A 17059-nucleotide genomic window follows, 5' to 3' on the forward strand; every position below is an offset into this window, starting at 1 on the left:
CCACGAACTGCTACCGCTGCCACGCTAACCGGCAAACTGTGCGTCATGGACATTCTTGACGCATTGCGCCTCGCCCCCGAGCGCCGACCTGTACCGCTTGTATCTGACCATCGGTCGGATGCTCGACGATCCGATGCGGATCCTGGAGAGCCGCCGGCACCTGCATATCGGCATGACCGTCAGTTACGTGGCCGACGATCTAACCCAGCCGGTGCGGCAGGGTCGCATCCTTGAACTCCGCCAGACCCAGGCCGTGGTCGAAGATATCGCTACGCGCCGGCGATGGGCCTTGCCCTATGCCGCGGTCATCGCCGATGCCACCGCTGCGGCCCAATCGCCACCGCACGACCCACCGCCACCGCCGCGTGCGCAGCGTGCTGACTTCATGGTCGGTGACACGGTGGCCTTTACCGACCAGCACCTGCACGAGCGCATCGGCACCGTCGTGCGTGTCAACCAGAAGACCGCGTCCGTACAGTGCAATCCCGACGAAGGCCACTGGCGGGTCTCCTTCGCGCTCCTGCGTAAAGTGGTCGATCTGTAGCTGTCATTCACGAACAGAGGAAGCCGTCAAGTCCATTACGGATGGGTTCCGCTGACGCTTACTTTGTTTCCGTCCTTGGAGACAAGCAGCACACGGTCGCTGCGAGAGCAAACTACTGTTGCCCTAACCTTCGATTTCACCATCCGCCCCTCCACTAGAAGTCCCGCCAAAGTGCATCATACCCGCTCTTCCAGACAATGCTTCTGGGCAAGAGTGGCCGCGGGCATTTGATCGAATGGCATCGGCGATCTGCCGCACACGCGAAAGGGATGGATATACCTGGTTATTGTCTCCGTGGATGTCTTGGCCATCCTTGGCGGGATCGTCATGATGAGCTAGACCGCAGCATGCGATCGCGTCCTTGCCCCCGCCGCTGAGGGGGAGACTGGAGACCCGACAGCCAATGCCGGGAGGTCCGCTTTGGCCGATGAACCGCCATCCAGCCTGCGCTCGCCGAACGGCCGGTGAGGGGTGGCTGGTGGTCATCCAGTTCGAGGTTGGCGATCGTCACTTCATCGGCCATAGCGAACGTTGCCCACACGAAACAAATGTAATCTTCTGTTAATGTCGCGCGCCGCAGCCCTGGCCGATATGCATCGTTGTTTTGTGAGCATTGCGCACGGTGGCTCGCCCGTGTCCAACCGCTGGCCGCCGCCGGCAGCACGATAACCAGACTCGTTTTCAACAGCGCGCTGCGCCGCCTTCGCCACCCGACGCGACGCGGCATCGCGCTGACGCCCGCCGCATTGCCGGCGCTCTTCCTGCTGTACGTGCTGGCGCTCGTGCCGTTTACGCCGGGCATCGGCGACATCCGCAAAGCCCGCGTTGATCGGCCAGCCGGAGGAAAGCTCGTTCGTCTGGTTACGAGGATGCCCTCGCGAAAAAGGCGCGTATGTTGTCCACGATTGTTTTGAAAAGCCTTGCCGACGAACGAAGGTGGCGCGTACACACATCCTGTGATGTGATCTATGTGGCAAGCCTGAAGGCATCCGACCGTGTATCCATGGATGCCACCGCCTTAGAAAGCGCTCCTGACTGCGTGCCACCTATCGCGGCCCGCTCACCGCGCACGGTCCGCTGGCGGTGGACGGCGACCTCAGGGGCGATGGCGATCGCTTGATAGCCCATTAGCCAGAGGATTCGACAACAATGGGGTTCACGTTATCGCTGGCATCTTCCGCGGCGCCGACTAACCCAGCATCAAGCTTCCATTGATGCCGACGGTCGTGGGCGTTGGCAGTGGGCGAAAAAGCCTGCTTTGCCTGATCGAACAGGCCTTTGCGCATGGCCTCTTCCCTTGCCAGCATGCGCAGCGCTTCGTCTTCCGATACGCATGCCTCGTTCGCCAGGATCAGCGCGTTCATGAAACCCGGCAGGTTCAATCCTAGTTTGTACTTATTCAAAAGTGTCTGCGGGATGCCCATGTCGTGTGCCGCCCGGTTCACGGATCGGCCCCTAAGCGCTTTCTCTATGAACTCTCTGTATGTCATAGTTTATCCAATTGCGAGGCTAACACTTTGTCGCGGCCTATCATCCCACGCGCTATGGGCGATTTTTACCAGACTACACGCTTACACAGGCCCTTCAAGTGGGCGCGGCGAGGATGGAAACTCTCGCTTGATTTAACATTCTTGCCCTCCTCGAACTCGTAATGACCAATAGAGAACTAGCCTAGGCCTAGCATTAAGCGAATAGTCCAAAAGGCGCAATGCATGCCGCTTATGCAGCGCGCTACACTCACAGTAGCCAGAGGTGACCTCAGGCACCATGGGCGATAGGCGCGACTCGCGCGCGCCATTGGTCGCAAAGGAATGCGAATTTAGGCAATGGTCATGTCGAATCCCGATAAGTAAAGTTCGGAGGAGAAGTTCCGGTCATGAAAGCCTTTGTTGGTCTTACAAGCGCTCCCTGGCCGGGCTTATTTGTCCAGCTCGATGCGGGTGGCGAGCACCACGTTACCCGTCACCTTGCCCTTCACCTGGACCTTCAGGCCAAGCACGAGGTCGTCGGCGCGACGCGGCAGGCTTCCGTTGTCGAAGACCGTATTGCTATCCCACTTCACGACAATGGTACCGTTGCGCAGCGTGAAGGTTTGCTGGGTCTTGTCGAGGCTGGCGATCGGGCCATGTAGCTCGTGAGCGTCGTCTTGCTCCTGAGCCTCGTTCTTGACCTCGACCTTGGAGGCAACCAGCGTGCCGTTGACCACCGTGCCTTCCACTTCCACGCGGGCGCCCAATACCGGCGTGCCTTGCGTGGCGGCAGTGGCGGGCACCGAGACCTTCACGCCGTTGACCTCGAAATCGGTAGCCGAGGTGAGCTTAGTGACGACACCCTCCAATTCAAGGCGCCGCCCCTCTGTGAGGACCGGTGTCAGCCTCACCTGACGCACTTTGCTGGCAACGATTGTGGTGGGATTCGTCAGGGTGCCCTTGACACGGACCAGCATGCCGTTGGTGACGCCGTTTGGCAGATTCACCAGGCTGACAGACGGGTCTTGCACGGTGATGCCGTTGAGGGTAAAGGTGCCTGCGGCAGCGCCCTGGACGGTACCGGTCAGGCGCACCTCGCTGGTAGCGGGGATTCGCTCGACGCGGGTTGCCTTCAGAGTGCTGCCCGTAGCGTTGGGAATCCCGTGGATTTCCACGGTACCGTTGAGCGCCAGCGAACCAAGGCCACTCACATTGGCGCCATCGAAGACGGTACCCGGTGTCACCGTCACCACCACGCCCAGGACGGTCAACTGATTGCCGGCCACATTGATCGCGGAAATCGGGCCCTGCACAAAGCTACGACCGGCGATGCTGCTCGCCTTACCCGTCTTGGCGCCGTTATCGCGCTCGCCTTCGACTTCGATCACCATGCCTAGTTTCAGGTCGGCATCCTTGCCATTGGCATTGTCATCATCGAGCGTGACGGTGGCAGCGCTGTCGTCGATGCGCACGCCATTCAGGATCACGCTGCCAAATCCCGAGATCGGCGCGCTGAAGGTTGTGCCGGTGCTTGCCGGCGTCACGGTAGCGGCTCCATCGCCACCGCCACCGCCGCAGGCGACAAGGATTGCCGTGACGCCGGCAACGGCTGCCAGCCATAAGACGCGGATCGCCGGCACGCGGCGCTGGGATTCCGTTGTATTCATCGTGGTTCCCTCCATCAATTTCGTTACGGCGCTATTTGCGGGTGTTTGCCCTGATGCGTAGGCTACGTGCCAAGGTGGAATCCCCGCAAAGCATTTCTACATCTTGCTGCCTGTTGCGCTGGCCGGCTCTTCAGATTAGTACAAGGAATGCGCGGTTGCTGTGAGCGTTAGGTAGGAGTCTCGCAATCACGGACATTTAGCTCAGGTTGACGACGGCTGTGGCGCCAGCAGCGGTGGCGCCAAACGAATGGAAGCCAAACGAATGGAATGGAGAGACCACCATTCGACTGCTCGCTCATGTTTCCCATCTCGACCTCCATGGAGAGGATGCGGCATTATTTCTAGAAACAAGTTTCGTTGAGGGACTAAGAAAGTGGGGTAACAAGTTGCAACAATGTGCGAGGCAACGCGGAATTGCAGTGGATGTGCTGTTGGTAGAAGTGGTCTTCGGCATACACGGCTGATGCGGTAGCGAAGACGAGTGCAAGTACTACGGGGTCGCAAACTCGAGATAAGGTGGTGCGAAAATTCTTCATCTTCTACCTCCTCAAAGGAGTTAATTTCGGAAACACCGTCGTTGGTTGCATCGCAGGGTACAACGAATCTGCAATAGCACCTATGCAGGATATTCCTGGACAAGCGTGCATCTCGGCAGCAACAACCATGCAATGGCCGCCGTGCTTCCTGGTGACGAAAGGTAGATGTAACCGTAGGGTGGTAAACGTACCGTGCCGCTAATTTATTCCAGGCCTCTGCAACTATTCTCACCGCCGCGTTGCCCCGCGCAGCACCGATTCGATGCGAAGAGCACAGTTCGCATCACGTCTCCTCACTGACCGTGCTGCAGCGAGTTCGGCCCGGCAAGCCTCTCCAGCCACTTCCTGGTGTAACCGAATGGACGGATGTGATGCAGCCCCATTGGGAACGTACATGGATGTGGGCCCGCGAGCCTCGGGCCGACGTGCGGACCTTCGCCAGCCGGTCCCGCCTGGGATCGCCTAAGATTCAGCAACTCAAATTCTTCGTCCACCCACGCCTCCGACTCGTTGTCCCATTCGCACTCCGGGTAGCCAGACGCAGTTACCCGCGCCCGGCCCGAAGGCGGCTCGGACTCAGCGAGCAATCTCGAACTACACCATCTCAATTGCCGCAGAAATCGGTAGTACGCCATACAGTTTGAAACCGGGTACCGAAAGGTGCCTTCGTAGAGGCTTGAGCCGTGTGCGTCGAAAGAAGCATGCACGGTTCCTAGTTCTTTTCACAATGTGGCGGACGTCCCAAGGGGTGCCCTTTGTGATAGGTTCCTGACAGGCAGGACACAGGCGATCTTGCCTGAGCCAGACGCGGTAAAGCTTCGCCCGGCCTCTTGACGAGTTCAGCATTTTCTTGCCCCACCGGGACTCGAAGTGCTGCTCCCATTTTGGGTCGTGCGGATTCGCGTTGGCTTTGATCTTGACATGCCGCTGTATTGGCGTGTCCGACTCTTGCAACAGGGTAAGCTCTTGTTCCGTTCCATCCTCTTTTCTTCTGTGGCGGTAAATACCCAGTTCCGGGTGCCTCGGGTCTTGAAGTATTTCTCTTTGACCCATTTGGCTCCTTTATTGGGGTGCCTTCTTACCGCCCATTGCCATAGCATTGACCAGACATTGGCATCGACCTGAGAGAAGGTTTCCTTGGCGAAGCTTCGGCTATCGTCCAAGTGCAAGCCGAATACATGCATGCAGACCGTTTCGACATCACGAACAAGAAGCTTGCAAAAAGGCGTCGGGTCCATACATGCACGAAAAGGACGATTACCCCAAGTAGTGCTGACTCTTGGTATTCATTATATTTTGTGTACTCGGCATAGGGCAACTGGAAGATCATATCAAGATCTATGCCATCAAGTCGAGGGCAATTAGGATGCGCCATCGTGCGCTGGATTTGTGGCGAGGGATATTGTTATTTGGTCTTTCTCAGGGATGAGGGTACGAATTTATCAATCTCCGCGTCGGAGAATGTGTAATCTTCGTTTTTTTGAGCGCGTTTTGAGCTTGCGAGTATGCCTTTGCATTCGTGTGCGTGGCCCCCCGCGTATATGGCTGCCAATTTCCGCTGCAGCTCATCTCGTTGCTTGATCGCTTCCTCGCTCCTGATTGCTTGCATCCTGAGGTCAGTAAGAAGAGACAAATAGGATTCCCGTATCACCCATAAATTTGCCGCAGTGTCGCGGTGCTTCTGCGCGGTCCCGCCTGGATCGAATCCCTTCATGTAGCCGGATATGCAGAGTCTGATGAAGCCGTCGCAACCTTTAGCCACAGCGTGTCCACAAACACGAGAAAGAGCCCCGCATGCAGTGAGCGCGGACACTGCGATTTGGGCAACCTTGAAGCGCCAGAGCGTTCGCGCACAGTTGTCCGCCATTTTCTCGTGGGTCTTGTGCGTATAGACAACGCGCCCAAAGCACTCTCGAATTTGGTCTTCCAAGGACGAAAAATCAGGCATGGCTGGATAGTTGGCTAGAGGGTCACATATCCTACCCGGCCCCTCAGTAGCCGCTGCCCAAATGCCTTCGCGCCTTCGCGCCCTGTCGGTCCGATCGGTGGACCGCTGGAACTGCTGGAGAAGAAGATGAAGGCTGAACGCGAAGAGCGTCAACGGGCGGCCGTGGTCGCTTCCAGATTGCCTCAGCGGGGCCGTGGGCGCAGCAAAGCTAGCAGTGGCGCCTCAAAGCGAGGGGCCAGAAGGAGTGGGGCGCTCGGCGGTGGCCGTCGAGCGCGCCGCCTGCTCGTCAATGGCCGCAAACGCTTGGCTCAGGACCCCCTCGAACGCTTTCAGAGCTTGGGCGTAGGTCGGGTTGCTCTCGGCCGGCGAATAGACCATGTCTTGCACGAAGGCCGCGTATTGGGCGTCAAGCTCACGGCTCTCCTTGGCGAACGTCAGGACGGAGACAATTTCCTTGCGCGGGTCGGCGGCGAACCGCGGGTGTTGATTCAGGAAGTCCGCTTGATCCTTGGCGATGACGGAACCGACCAGACAACCGAGCGCATCCGCGTCTGCGAGCAAGTCGGGGCGCGTTGTGGCGAGCGCGTGCACGTCGTAGAGGTGGCGCACCAAAGCCAGATCCCACACTTTCTCGTCGAGCAGTGTGCCCGGATCCTCGCCGCGACGGGCTCGGTGGACGGCTAGGCGCCTCGGAAACGAGATGAGCTTCTCGGCGAGCGCCTCGGCAAGCGAGATGCATTCGACGGGGAAGGGGTTCGCGTAGTCGCCGGTGGCGAGCTTGTCGAGCAGCAGCCCGATGGGCATCGACGCCGTGGCGGCCGCCAGTGGCGTGTAGTTGAGTGAGTTCGATGAGCAGGTGATTGCGCAGCGACTGGGGCTTTTCAAACGCGGACTCGTAGGTGACGTCAAGCCGCGTGTAGGCGTTGGCGTCCTGGGCGGTGCGAGCGATGGCGCCCTCGCCAAAGCCGCCTTGCTCTAAGGTCTCGACGATCGACTTGCCGAAGGCGCTCAGCGCCTCGCGCCGCTTAGTGTTGGTCAGTTGAAGCGTCGCCGGGGCCGGCACGACCTTGAAGTCGACGTCTTCGGACATCCGAGCGAGCGCCCCGTAGGCCTTCGAGAGGCACGTGCCCCCGCAGAACACCAAGCGAAAGTATGGGTCCGGCGGCGCGTCCGCGGTCAGTCGGATGGCTTCCAAGACGTGGTGATCCTTCTCTAGAGCGTAAGCCGGGAGCGACATCGCCGCTTCCACCGAAAAGTCGTTGATTCGCTCGATGTCACTGTCCGTGAGACGCCTCATTTATCGCTCATACCGAATGGTTTTGCCGCCGAAGCCGATCTTGCGAGACACGCGCGAGCGGCCCACGTTGAGCACGGCCGCCATCGGTATCTGGGTCGTGCGCCCGTCCATGTAGGCCCGAGCCGAAGCGCCAGCCTCGGCCCAGACGCCGAGCTTGCCCAGCGCCTCGCGCCCGATTTGCTCGAGCGGAATCACGGGCACGGTGTTGCCCGTCACGCTCGATTTTTTGGCCCTGACGTAGATGCCATAGCCGGCCTTCACCAGCAGCCCCTTGGCCATTATCGAGCGCAGCACGCGCCCCACCTGGTCATAGCTGCCGAACTTGTCGAACTCCTTGCGGACGAAGACCTTGGCGTTCGAAGTGTTAAGGGTGCGTTCGATGCGCTCTTGGATGCTCATTTTAGCCATGATGCCTCCTTGCAAAAATACGGCGCCGATGCCGTATTTTTGCGCGAGATTGCGTGGGCGTCAACCCAAGCTTCACAAGGATTGCGGTCGATGGACGCGGTATATCAAGGGGGCGGGGTCGCACCGTTGGCCGAGCGGCACGCGAGGTGGGCCCGGCGCGAGCCCGTGGGGGTGAAGTGCCTCCTGGGGCTCTCCGCGGCTTCGCCCCCCCCGGGGATCCCTCTGATGTTGGTGCATGCATGGGACGGCATACCTTGGGCGTGAAGCCGTAGCGCTCGGCCGGCGTCAGCAGTCCGGGTTCCAGCGATGCCGGCCTTCGCCGTGCGCATCGCGCTCCTCATCACGGACCACTTTGCGCGTGTGACCCGGACATTGCCCCGTGTGTTGGCGTTGCCAGCCCGCTCCAGAGGCGCGGAGCCATGCTCCAGGGCGAAAGCTCCTTGACAGATCGAGGAGTTCATGGCGTATCTGGACAACAACCGGATTCATCGTGAAATACGGTGACCGCTATCGCCATGGGGAGTCCATTGCATAGGGCTTCGTCGAGTCGGCCTTCAACCAAGTGACCAGAGCAGGCTCACGTGCCGTGCGGGCCGTTGACGCGATCAACGTGACTACCTTCCCTTGGATTAGATTCGGTGACCCACACGACTAAAACATCCATGAACGAATGACCGAATCGCCTATATCCAGATCGCAATCAGGCGCTCGCCCGCTATGGACATATGTAGGTGGGACCGCCAGCACAGTTTGCGCGAATCCAGTCCCAACATTGCTGAAAGGTAGCAGGGCCATAAATAGCGGGCCAGCCTGCAGTGCCGCCCTCACCCATACGCGCAACCGCCGCATGGTTATCTTGAGGCGACTTAAAGACGTAGTAATCCATACTCTCCTCCTGTCCCTTCGCCGTGCCGGTCGTGCCGCTGAGCGCGGATCCAATCGCCCAATGCACCTGCATATAACAGGATAGGCAGTGCTTCTGACACGCGATAGTTGTCTTTTGAGTGGCTCTCAGTGTCTTCTGGCCGATCATCCGACTCGCCAAGCAATGCGAGGAAATCAGAGTCGGGCTCGCCCGTTTCCATCTCGCCCTATCGGTGAGTCAGGTGAAATGCCATGGGCGCAAGAGTGGAAAGGTGATTCTCATCGAGTCATTCAAGGCCGCGCAGTCTGTCGCGCGGGCAGGCGGTTGGCGTGCCGCCTCGCCTGGCTAGGCCCTGATCACCGCGACGCTGAACGCGCCGTGGTCCAGCGCATCCGCAATGGCATCGCAGGCGTGCCGGAAATAACCGTAGTAGGTGCCGCGCCCGTTGACCACAATCCGGAACAGGATGACTGTCCGGCCGGGTCCGGAATTGGTTTCCGATGTATTCCCGGGTATGCAAGTGGCGCCCTTCGCAAGGTCATGACCGGCATTGAAAGTCGCGATCCAATGCATCGTGCCTCCTCGAATGGGAACCCTGCTTACTCTGCCAAAACTCCGTGAGATCCGGACGGGCCACACGTGTCTTGACGCCGTAAAGTCTGGTGTATCGGTCGGGACCTTCCCTCTCACCGCGCAGCTGCGTGAATCGTGGTGAATCAGTCCCCGGAAAAAATCATACACACAATCACGCACCGAGCCACTAGCCAGATGGATTAGTGCGCCGACGCGCCGGTCTCACACCTTCTCTTATTGCAAAGTCAGCCGCTACCCTAAAGAATGAACTAGTGGATGAGGGGCTGACAATGGAAATGCGTGGGAGAAGCTCTACTCCGGTGGCCTAGCCGAATTCCGCAAGTCAGAACGGGCAATCTGCCGTCCCTGGCGGCAGGCAAAATCTCTGGAACTGGCGGGGCTTGGGGCGCGTGCTGATTTTCTTGCAGTACTTTCGATCTGTACGCTAGTCAACCACGACAGGCTGTCGTCGAGGTCGCCGTCCGCTAGATGCCGGTTACGATAAGCACGCCAATGCGGGAGAGTAGTATGTGTAAGCCGCTGCGAGCCATGCAGGCCAAGCGCATGGGGGGTGAATAACGCGCGAATCATTCACGGCACGGCCGAGGCGTTTTATTGGACTGACAGCCAATGTTCACTACCGTCACCGGATCCTTACTGCTGGAAGCGACTTATGTCGGCGGCCGTCACGACGACGCCAGTTTCCCTTGCGAAAGCATCGAGATGGAGCTCAACTTTGTACACCCCACGCTAGTGGTCCGGGGAATCGCCTCCCAGCATGTCGTTGCACTCCGATGGACACCGGATCGGGTCTCCTTCGGATTACCGGAACTCGCGCAACTCTGGACTTTTAAGCTCAGGGCTCCACCTGCGGCCATCTGCCCACGCGCGGTGCGTTTCGAGTTAGCCAGCGCCTTACCGTTTTCACACACCACTGGCGATGTCTGACGTCTGCGTGCTGTTCGACCGCCCACGGGATCATGAAGTAAGGATGTCCGGGCGCTGGGCAAGATCCGCAAGACGTTGGTGCAGATGCATGACGAAGTGCGTGAAATTGTTGGCCAGCGGAACGCACCGTAGCGGCCCTGGAAGTCAGGTTGCTCACTCCGCGTCGGTGCCGGCGTGGCTCACGATGCTGGCTGGCGGCTCGTCGCGGTAGTGTAGTGGTGCAGCGAGGGTGCCGAGGGCACATCAGTATTGGTAGTGCAGCGAAAGATCGGGCATCTCCGCGATTTGGTTCTTTCGCGAGCATTGGTTCGTCACCGGCGACGTTGCGGTCGGCCAAATCGCGGGCTCGGCGGCGCACAGTCCGATCACGCAGAAGGCTACCAATACGGTGGTCGGCCCGCATCGGCCTTGTATTGCGAATAGCCCGAGCGCGTCGCCTGAGCCGAGGTGACGCCGAACCATCAGAACCATCCTCATGTAGCGCGCATCACCGAAGGTGACGGTAGGGCCGGCAAACCAGAAAAAGCGCTCCGAGCTGCGGGGCAGCGGCAGGTAGGCGCCGATATCGCCGAGCCAGCCGTCGGTGCCGCCCAGGCTGAGCCGCACATCGATGCGTACCACCAAGGGGAGTGACGCCGACACCACGTACCCCCCCCAAAAAGCTTGATCTCAACCGCGAAATTGATGTTGCCTAGTCCGTTGAGACGACCGGGATCGTCGGCCATGCGCCGGCCCAGGTTGTAGCCTATGGCCACCCCGCCCCAGTGGTCCGCCTGGCTACTAGGCAAATTGGCACGAGCGTCGCCGGCGAATGAATGCGTGGAGGGCCCCGCGCCGACAAGTGCGCGGACAGACCATGCCAGTGTGACGAGTGCGCTGATTTCGGGGCGTCTGTCGCAGCATTCTATCCATCGGCAAGGTTGGTCCTACCTATACTCCAAGCGGACGAATGGACAAGATGTTTCGTCCCGGGGAGTGTTGTCGCCCCGCCTCGTCGGCAACGACGATAGGAGAGTGGCACGATGGCAAAGTCAGTCCATAGAAACATCGTAGGGCGATGGATGGTTCTATCGATGTTTGCGCTTTCAACGTCTTTTGCCCCAACAATGAGTCTTGCTCAGACGCCGGAAAACGTGAAGCAGGCCATGGCAACACTGAAGGCAAAGACGGCCCAGTTAGGCACACCGGGGATCAAAGGAGAAGATGCTGTGGCAGGAAAGCCCGTGCCGAGTTTGTATTTTGGCACGACCAAAATGAACAACAACTTTGTCGTGGTCGACGAAGTCAAGAAAGAGATGGGGGGCACTGCGACATTATTTGTGAAAAGCGGTGATGACTTCGTGCGCGTCGCAACGAACGTCCAGAAAGATGATGGATCTCGGGCAATCGGCACTGTACTCGACCCCAAGGGCAAGGCTATTGCGGCCATCCGCGACGGTGGTGCGTACTTTGGTGACGCCGATATTCTCGGAAAGCCTTATATCACGGGGTACGAACCGATCCGAGATCCAGGCGGAAACGTCATCGGAATTTACTACGTAGGGTATCCCAAGGCCCGGTGAGTCACTGTAGCTGACTCCAATTCATTTCGCGTCGCCATAGGGCGACGCGCCTTTTTTTCCAGCCCTAACCGAACAAATCAGCCACGTTGACTTCGGGGCATCCGGACTCTTCAAGTCGAATGTCCGTCCCAGCCAAGAGCAATGGGATGGACGCTCCCATCTTGAACGGCACCGGTGTGCCAAACTGGAGTTGCGTGTCACCACTTCATAGAAGTGAGCATCCATCATGAAGGCTACAACCATTGGTATCCTTATGTGAAAACCGATAAGAATGACGCTGCCGATGCCGAAGCAATTTGCGAGGCGGTCGGAAGGCGAAATTTGCGCTTTGTGCCCATCACTAACATCGAACAGCAAGCAGTGTTGGCGCTACATCCCTTCCGCCTGCGCTCATTGGCATGGAGGTGGGCGGCAGCGCCCACTACTGGGCTCGAAAGCTGCAAGGCATGGGCCACACCGTCAAATTAATGGCGCCCCAGTTCGTCAAACCTCAATCTAGGTTGTATGCTTTGCGACGGCGGCCGGACGTGAACTAGATCGCCACAGCCTTCTCGCTTTTATCGCCCTTTCTTGCTTCGTCGCTCGCAGGGGGCTATTGGTGTTCGAGCGACCTCGTCCCAGACTTGCATGCGTGGCTAACCGCAGCTCAAGGGGCTCCTAAGACACCCTGCCGGGGTACGTACCGTGTATCGAGGATACGCTCGAGCTTTCCCAAGTCGCTTGGTTTGCAGAAATGCTCGGTAAAGCCCGCCGCGCGTGTAGCTTCGCGCTGCGCATTTGATCCTCGACCGGTGTACGCTATGAGGCACCATGTCGCAGCTGGATAAAGCTCTCTCAGCTGTCGAGCCGCTGAGATGCCGTCCATGATGGGCATCTCCAGGTCGAGAATTATTATGTTGGGCGAGAACCATGAAGCCGCAGCTATAGCCTCTGCCCCGTCAGCGCAGAAGAATACTTCGTTCCCCCAACACTCCACTAACGCGCCGAGTGCTTCGCGCGCTGTCGGATCGTCGTCCGCAATCAATACTCTCATGTCTCGCCCCTTATCCTGCCGAGCGCAAGTTCCATACCCGGCGCCCCGAGAGGATTTCGAATGGGCGGACGCATTTGAAGGCTACACGCAGCATAGCGTCATAGGATCCTGGGCGGGGGTGTACGAGGCGCACAACACTGGGCGCAAAGCGTCATATCGCGGGAAGGGTCGTGTGCGACCGGAAACCTCCATCCGCTCGCGCAGCGCACTTCCCCACAGAGGCCGCCGACCCCCGACGAAGCCACGGCGTTCGGGCGTGCGGGAATCGATAAATTGCTGTCTTCCGATTGAGGGGCGCCCGGCAGGGCGGGCCGGACGGCGAAAAGCGTCCGGCGGCGGCCCTCTGGGCCCGCTCGCCGGCCGAGGAGCAAGCCGCTCGGGGAGATATTCAATACCCACCTTCCATCCGCCGGCCTCTTGCGCTCCTCGAGGACCATTGCTGTACCCTCGGCTAGCGAGAGGGCAGTGGCGGCCACGCCGTTAGCTTGTCACGTTGCGCGGGTCGTTCTATTACACGGCCCCCTTGGGAGAGGCCGTACTTTCAGTATAGGCAGACGACGAATACGCCGAACAACGGGCTTTCGCTTGGTGCGTTAGGAGACATTCGCGACGCCGAGCCGAATGCATCCTAGAAGTCCCACTGGAAGGTTCCTCTCAACCTTTCATTCGCCTCGCCGCTCCTCCCGGTGCCGGCGGGGCCTTTCTCTTCCCTCGTTGGAGGCAGCGAGCAAGGAAATGCTCTAAGCTGTGCGCTTCTGGAAGGTGGTCATCGAGCTATGACCGCCGCGCCCGATTCTGACCCATTGCGCGCAGCCCGCAGGTCTGCTTTTTCAGGGCCTCATGGCGAGTCGGACCCCGGAGTGGAGGTCAACTTGCTCATCACGAGTCGAACGCACTGGGCGAGTGGGTCGGAGAAGGCTTTGGCATTGGGCACCTGACGCGATACACATGCCTGACGCGCCGAAGCTGCCGTCGGCGGTGGTTGCGCAGGGCTCGGTCCTGTGCCGTGAGCAGGCCAACGGTGCAGATGCGTTGTACCATCAACCATATATGGATGCGCGCGTAGGGAGTCGGAATTCCCTCGTCATGGTACGAGTGAAGCGAGCGCAAAGACATAAGCCAAATGGAAAAATGGATGACTAGTGTTGCGCTTGAGCAGGATGTTTCGAGCGGGACTGAGCCCCCAGAGACGCGCGGTGACTTCCATTGCGACCTCGTGGCCGCTTCTGCCGCGAGGCGTGACGCATCGGCCAACTTCAGTCAACCTCTAGGTTGCCAGTTAGTGGTCTTGTGAGGGCAATTGGCGCAGCCGATCAAACACGCCAATCGCGGTAGTGCACTCGTCCTCGCCGTGCGTTGGTTCGGTGTCTATGTAAATCAGTATCGATCTCACCACAATGTTCTTGTCCTCACACCGGGACGATGAAGTCGAGACGCACGCAACCTCAAGCTCCGATCGCAAGCTCTCGCGGATGACGTCGACAAACAACTTGCAGGCGGAGGGGTGCACGCTGCTCTCGGATGACGCGGCAGGAACGGCGGCTGCATCGGCCGCCGACCATAGGATGCAGAGCTGAAGCGCCAAGGTGATCAATCGCATTTTTTGCGACGAGGCGATCGATCCGCCTGCCGATTGTGGCGGTGATCCCGGCTATCACCGTGAATCGCGTCCTGACACTTGGTAGGGATACGTCTTGCCATATCTGCGCCTCCACGCATGTTTCCCACCTAAGGCTGTCATGTTCGGGCGGGGGATGCAACGAAGCGACTCACCGATAGCTTTCCCTGCTGCGTAGGCAAAGCATATACGCAGGAGGCAAGGCGGAGGGACTCGGCGACGCACCGCGTGTTCAGACCGGGTCGGCGGGCATCATGGGCGACCTCGCTTCGGCGACAGGAACGTTCTCGGTGGCCTTAGGCTCTTTTGCGATAGGATATCCAGCGTGAGCTGGGGGTTCTCGCGAAGCCAGCGCGGGGTCCGGTACCTTGGATGCAGATAGTGAGGCGGAGTCGCATGATCGGGAAACGGAACAGCTTCGCGTTATACATGCCTTCCATCGTCTGGACAACATAGGCAATCCTGTGCGAGTCGAACGCCGCTACCGCCTCCCAGAAGTCTGGGCTCTCCCAATGCACAACAACCTTGATCGGGTCATTTTCCATGCTAAAGGCCCTCCACACGTAGTGAGATTGCCTCATGACGGCGTGGCTAAGCAATTAGCCAATTGGCCTAGGCCCGGAGCCTGAGTTGATGCAATGCGGTCCCAAAAGCTAAGCCCGGATGCCCCCTCCCGCCCTGGTCTGATCTCTACCCGCTCGGCGCCCGTCTTAGTAGCCGGCTTAAGGGCAACGCAGTCCCCCAGACTGACGATCTTAAAGAACGTGCGGCGCGCGCTGTCGGGTACGGATCCGGGTTCAGGTTAGGCATGATGCCCGCTTGCAGCGCTTAATGTCTGCCGCCGCAGCCCGGCGATCCGAGTCATGAAAAGTGGTGCACATGAGGGTCCCGGCGTGGAGAGTTAACAAAAAAACGCGTTGGTGCCGCGCCCGTATTTGCCGCGATTGGCTTGCCTAGCCTATCTGGAGCGGCTTCGCTGGGGCAGCGGGTTCATCTGCCCGAGCTGCAGCAGCCTCGCCGAGGCTTTCCGCGCCTGCGCACCCGGTTAATGTGCAGGGACTGCCAGCACCAAAGCACGGTGACGGCCGGCACCATTTTCGAGACGACGCGGACCCCACTGCGCGTCTGGCTGGCTGCGGCGTGGTATCTGACCAACCAGAAGCAAGGCGTCAGCGCATTGGGACTGCAGCGTGCGCCCGGCCTAGGTGGCTACCAGACAGTCTGGACCATGCTGCACCGCTTTCGCCGAGTGATGGTCCGGCCGGGATCGTCACAGGGGCGTGGTCGAGGTCGATGAGACCTACCTTGCCATCGTGCTTTGAAACGCGCTTCCTTCGAGGATGCGCGGAGCTTTTGCCGATTGAGCCTGCTCACGAAAGCTCTCCAGTGCAGCAAACATCTTGAGGAAAACCCTGGCAATTGCCGCGACATAGTAAGTGCCGAAGGATGCACCGGATGCTCGAGGTCCTGGAGCTAAGTGGATACCCCTTACCTATATACAGTATGACGAGCGGCGCCGAGGAACCTGACCGGGGCATTTGCCATCTGGTCCGTGCTACGATCGCGCCAAATAAAGCAATCCCCAAACATGTCTGCCAAATTCTTTGAGTATCGCGGCTTCGAAGTGACTGCCTTTGCCGAGTCCAGTTTTACGGGCCTATGGATCGCTGCCTATCACGCCTTTCCATTGGATGAGAGCGCAGAGACGGTCCTCTCATGCAGAATCTTGTGTGACGGCCAAAAGCACAAGCTAGTCCGGAGCGCTGAAGAAGCGACTGACGAAGCGGCTGCTCTGGCACGGGCCGCTATCGAAACCAAACTGGCAATAGCATCGCTGCGCATCTAGAGCGGCGTTCCCGCTTGCTTGCTGGTGCTCGCCAACGCGATTGGCGTTGGTGCAACTCTTCAGATCTCTGATTTGGATCGGCGGGTGCGCAAGCCCATGGATCGGACCAACGCCAGATTGATCGTAGCCGAACAGCCTACCTTCAGGAACAATGGGCCGAAGTGGAGCGGAAGATCGCGTCTGGCGAACTGGACGAGGAGGCACTGACAGAACCAGATAGCTACCCGGCCAGGACGGATGGCGTTGTGGTTCGCAACGCCATCCCTTTCCAAGGGATCGGGAGGCGACCGATGGCAGAGCAACGGCACGGACTTATATCTCGGCTTTGAAATGACCTCGGGTGTTGCGGGCGACCTCACCCGCGGCTTTCACGTTACCGAGCATAGGGTACGCCTCCCGACTGAAGGACACACGCAAACGCTCCCGTTGATGGTGTGGCAGGATTGGTGACCTTCACTGCGCAGGCAATTGACAACCACATCGACGGCCTGTCCGCCCGTTGAATTGGTGGCGTCGCAATTTGGCTCGGTAGTGGACTCCCTTGTGCCCCTGTCCTCCTTAGTTCTATCACCATAGCGAAGCAAAGTCGCGCCCACGAAGCATGACGTTTCGTGCTAGGCTTTATTAAGCGCCCGTTGAAATTGAGACGTAGCGCATTCCTGCTTCGCTAGGAGAGATTCTCATCATCATGTCCATCGAAAAGTACCGAGGATACGTAATTGAGGGTTTTGCAAAGCCGTTAGGA

13 protein-coding genes and 6 pseudogenes are annotated in these 17059 nt (G+C 59.2%); 9 read left to right on the top strand and 10 right to left on the bottom strand.

What is annotated here, in order from left to right; genetic code table 11:
• Positions 1-97 precede the first annotated feature (97 nt).
• Both ACGLHR_RS29640 and ACGLHR_RS29645 read left to right on the top strand, forming a co-directional pair.
• Positions 98-544 carry a hypothetical protein gene (locus tag ACGLHR_RS29640; protein WP_400098050.1) on the top strand — a complete coding sequence of 149 codons (447 nt, stop codon included), beginning with the start codon at positions 98-100 and terminating at the stop codon, positions 542-544.
• A 599-nt stretch (positions 545-1143) separates the two neighbouring features.
• Positions 1144-1383 (top strand): annotated as a pseudogene (locus tag ACGLHR_RS29645) (penicillin-binding protein); the annotation flags it as partial.
• A gap of 288 nt (positions 1384-1671) precedes the next feature.
• Here the strand turns inward: ACGLHR_RS29645 and ACGLHR_RS29650 are convergent.
• The 8 genes and pseudogenes from ACGLHR_RS29650 to ACGLHR_RS29685 form a co-directional block, all read right to left on the bottom strand.
• A complete protein-coding gene (locus ACGLHR_RS29650; RefSeq protein WP_400098052.1) occupies positions 1672-1968 on the bottom strand; it encodes a hypothetical protein in 297 nt (98 codons plus the stop codon).
• A 494-nt stretch (positions 1969-2462) separates the two neighbouring features.
• On the bottom strand, positions 2463-3680 hold the full coding sequence (locus tag ACGLHR_RS29655; RefSeq protein ID WP_400098054.1) for a DUF5666 domain-containing protein: 1218 nt from the start codon (positions 3678-3680) through the stop codon (positions 2463-2465).
• 1375 nt (positions 3681-5055) lie between these two features.
• Entirely contained in the window at positions 5056-5454 is a 399-nt protein-coding gene (locus ACGLHR_RS29660) for a group II intron maturase-specific domain-containing protein (RefSeq protein WP_400098055.1), read from the bottom strand.
• 167 nt (positions 5455-5621) lie between these two features.
• Complete coding sequence (locus ACGLHR_RS29665; RefSeq protein ID WP_400098057.1) at positions 5622-6164, bottom strand: SLATT domain-containing protein; 543 nt, start codon at positions 6162-6164, stop codon at positions 5622-5624.
• Positions 6165-6386: 222 nt separating this feature from the next.
• Positions 6387-7049, bottom strand: coding sequence for a nucleotidyl transferase AbiEii/AbiGii toxin family protein (locus ACGLHR_RS29670; RefSeq protein WP_400098059.1), 663 nt, complete (start codon positions 7047-7049; stop codon positions 6387-6389).
• Between the two features lie 13 nt (positions 7050-7062).
• Positions 7063-7461 (bottom strand): annotated as a pseudogene (locus ACGLHR_RS29675) (nucleotidyl transferase AbiEii/AbiGii toxin family protein); the annotation flags it as partial.
• The gene (locus ACGLHR_RS29680; RefSeq protein WP_400098061.1) at positions 7462-7869 is read right to left on the bottom strand and encodes a DUF6088 family protein; all 408 of its coding nucleotides are present in this window, start codon (positions 7867-7869) and stop codon (positions 7462-7464) included.
• Between the two features lie 1210 nt (positions 7870-9079).
• Complete coding sequence (locus ACGLHR_RS29685; protein ID WP_400098063.1) at positions 9080-9307, bottom strand: hypothetical protein; 228 nt, start codon at positions 9305-9307, stop codon at positions 9080-9082.
• A 630-nt stretch (positions 9308-9937) separates the two neighbouring features.
• Here ACGLHR_RS29685 and ACGLHR_RS29690 point away from each other — a divergent pair.
• Both ACGLHR_RS29690 and ACGLHR_RS29695 read left to right on the top strand, forming a co-directional pair.
• Positions 9938-10255, top strand: coding sequence for a hypothetical protein (locus tag ACGLHR_RS29690; RefSeq protein ID WP_400098065.1), 318 nt, complete (start codon positions 9938-9940; stop codon positions 10253-10255).
• Between the two features lie 283 nt (positions 10256-10538).
• Positions 10539-10706 carry a MipA/OmpV family protein gene (locus ACGLHR_RS29695; protein ID WP_400098123.1) on the top strand — a complete coding sequence of 56 codons (168 nt, stop codon included), beginning with the start codon at positions 10539-10541 and terminating at the stop codon, positions 10704-10706.
• Here ACGLHR_RS29695 and ACGLHR_RS29700 read toward each other — a convergent pair.
• A pseudogene (locus ACGLHR_RS29700) lies at positions 10651-11010 on the bottom strand (MipA/OmpV family protein); the annotation flags it as partial. The gene ACGLHR_RS29695 and the pseudogene ACGLHR_RS29700 sit on opposite strands and share 56 nt — an antisense overlap.
• Positions 11011-11277: 267 nt before the next feature.
• Here ACGLHR_RS29700 and ACGLHR_RS29705 point away from each other — a divergent pair.
• The 3 genes and pseudogenes from ACGLHR_RS29705 to ACGLHR_RS29715 all read left to right on the top strand — a co-directional run.
• Positions 11278-11817, top strand: a complete 540-nt coding sequence (locus ACGLHR_RS29705; RefSeq protein WP_400098067.1) for a Cache 3/Cache 2 fusion domain-containing protein — start codon at positions 11278-11280, stop codon at positions 11815-11817.
• Positions 11818-12066: 249 nt separating this feature from the next.
• Positions 12067-12234 (top strand): annotated as a pseudogene (locus ACGLHR_RS29710) (IS110 family transposase); the annotation flags it as partial.
• Positions 12192-12308, top strand: a pseudogene (locus tag ACGLHR_RS29715) (IS110 family transposase); the annotation flags it as partial. The pseudogenes ACGLHR_RS29710 and ACGLHR_RS29715, both read left to right, overlap by 43 nt.
• Positions 12309-12463: 155 nt before the next feature.
• Here the strand turns inward: ACGLHR_RS29715 and ACGLHR_RS29720 are convergent.
• Entirely contained in the window at positions 12464-12850 is a 387-nt protein-coding gene (locus ACGLHR_RS29720; RefSeq protein ID WP_400098069.1) for a response regulator, read from the bottom strand.
• Between the two features lie 2535 nt (positions 12851-15385).
• Between ACGLHR_RS29720 and ACGLHR_RS29725 the strand changes: the two are divergent.
• Both ACGLHR_RS29725 and ACGLHR_RS29730 read left to right on the top strand, forming a co-directional pair.
• A pseudogene (locus tag ACGLHR_RS29725) lies at positions 15386-15781 on the top strand (transposase); the annotation flags it as partial.
• Between the two features lie 275 nt (positions 15782-16056).
• On the top strand, positions 16057-16314 hold the full coding sequence (locus ACGLHR_RS29730; RefSeq protein WP_400098071.1) for a hypothetical protein: 258 nt from the start codon (positions 16057-16059) through the stop codon (positions 16312-16314).
• Positions 16315-17059 lie beyond the last annotated feature (745 nt).

Source organism: Cupriavidus sp. CuC1 (assembly GCF_044627735.1).
GTDB lineage: Bacteria > Pseudomonadota > Gammaproteobacteria > Burkholderiales > Burkholderiaceae > Cupriavidus > Cupriavidus ulmosensis.

Bases quoted from the DNA above. Each gene is read 5' to 3' on its own strand.
- ACGLHR_RS29680 (WP_400098061.1), bottom strand. From the start codon at position 7,869: ATGGCTAAAATGAGCATCCAAGAGCGCATCGAACGCACCCTTAACACT.
- ACGLHR_RS29690 (WP_400098065.1), top strand. From the start codon at position 9,938: ATGTTCACTACCGTCACCGGATCCTTACTGCTGGAAGCGACTTATGTC.
- ACGLHR_RS29650 (WP_400098052.1), bottom strand. From the start codon at position 1,968: ATGGGCATCCCGCAGACACTTTTGAATAAGTACAAACTAGGATTGAAC.
- ACGLHR_RS29660 (WP_400098055.1), bottom strand. From the start codon at position 5,454: ATGGACCCGACGCCTTTTTGCAAGCTTCTTGTTCGTGATGTCGAAACG.
- ACGLHR_RS29655 (WP_400098054.1), bottom strand. From the start codon at position 3,680: ATGAATACAACGGAATCCCAGCGCCGCGTGCCGGCGATCCGCGTCTTA.
- ACGLHR_RS29665 (WP_400098057.1), bottom strand. From the start codon at position 6,164: ATGCCTGATTTTTCGTCCTTGGAAGACCAAATTCGAGAGTGCTTTGGG.
- ACGLHR_RS29685 (WP_400098063.1), bottom strand. From the start codon at position 9,307: ATGCATTGGATCGCGACTTTCAATGCCGGTCATGACCTTGCGAAGGGC.
- ACGLHR_RS29730 (WP_400098071.1), top strand. From the start codon at position 16,057: ATGTCTGCCAAATTCTTTGAGTATCGCGGCTTCGAAGTGACTGCCTTT.
- ACGLHR_RS29720 (WP_400098069.1), bottom strand. From the start codon at position 12,850: ATGAGAGTATTGATTGCGGACGACGATCCGACAGCGCGCGAAGCACTC.
- ACGLHR_RS29705 (WP_400098067.1), top strand. From the start codon at position 11,278: ATGGCAAAGTCAGTCCATAGAAACATCGTAGGGCGATGGATGGTTCTA.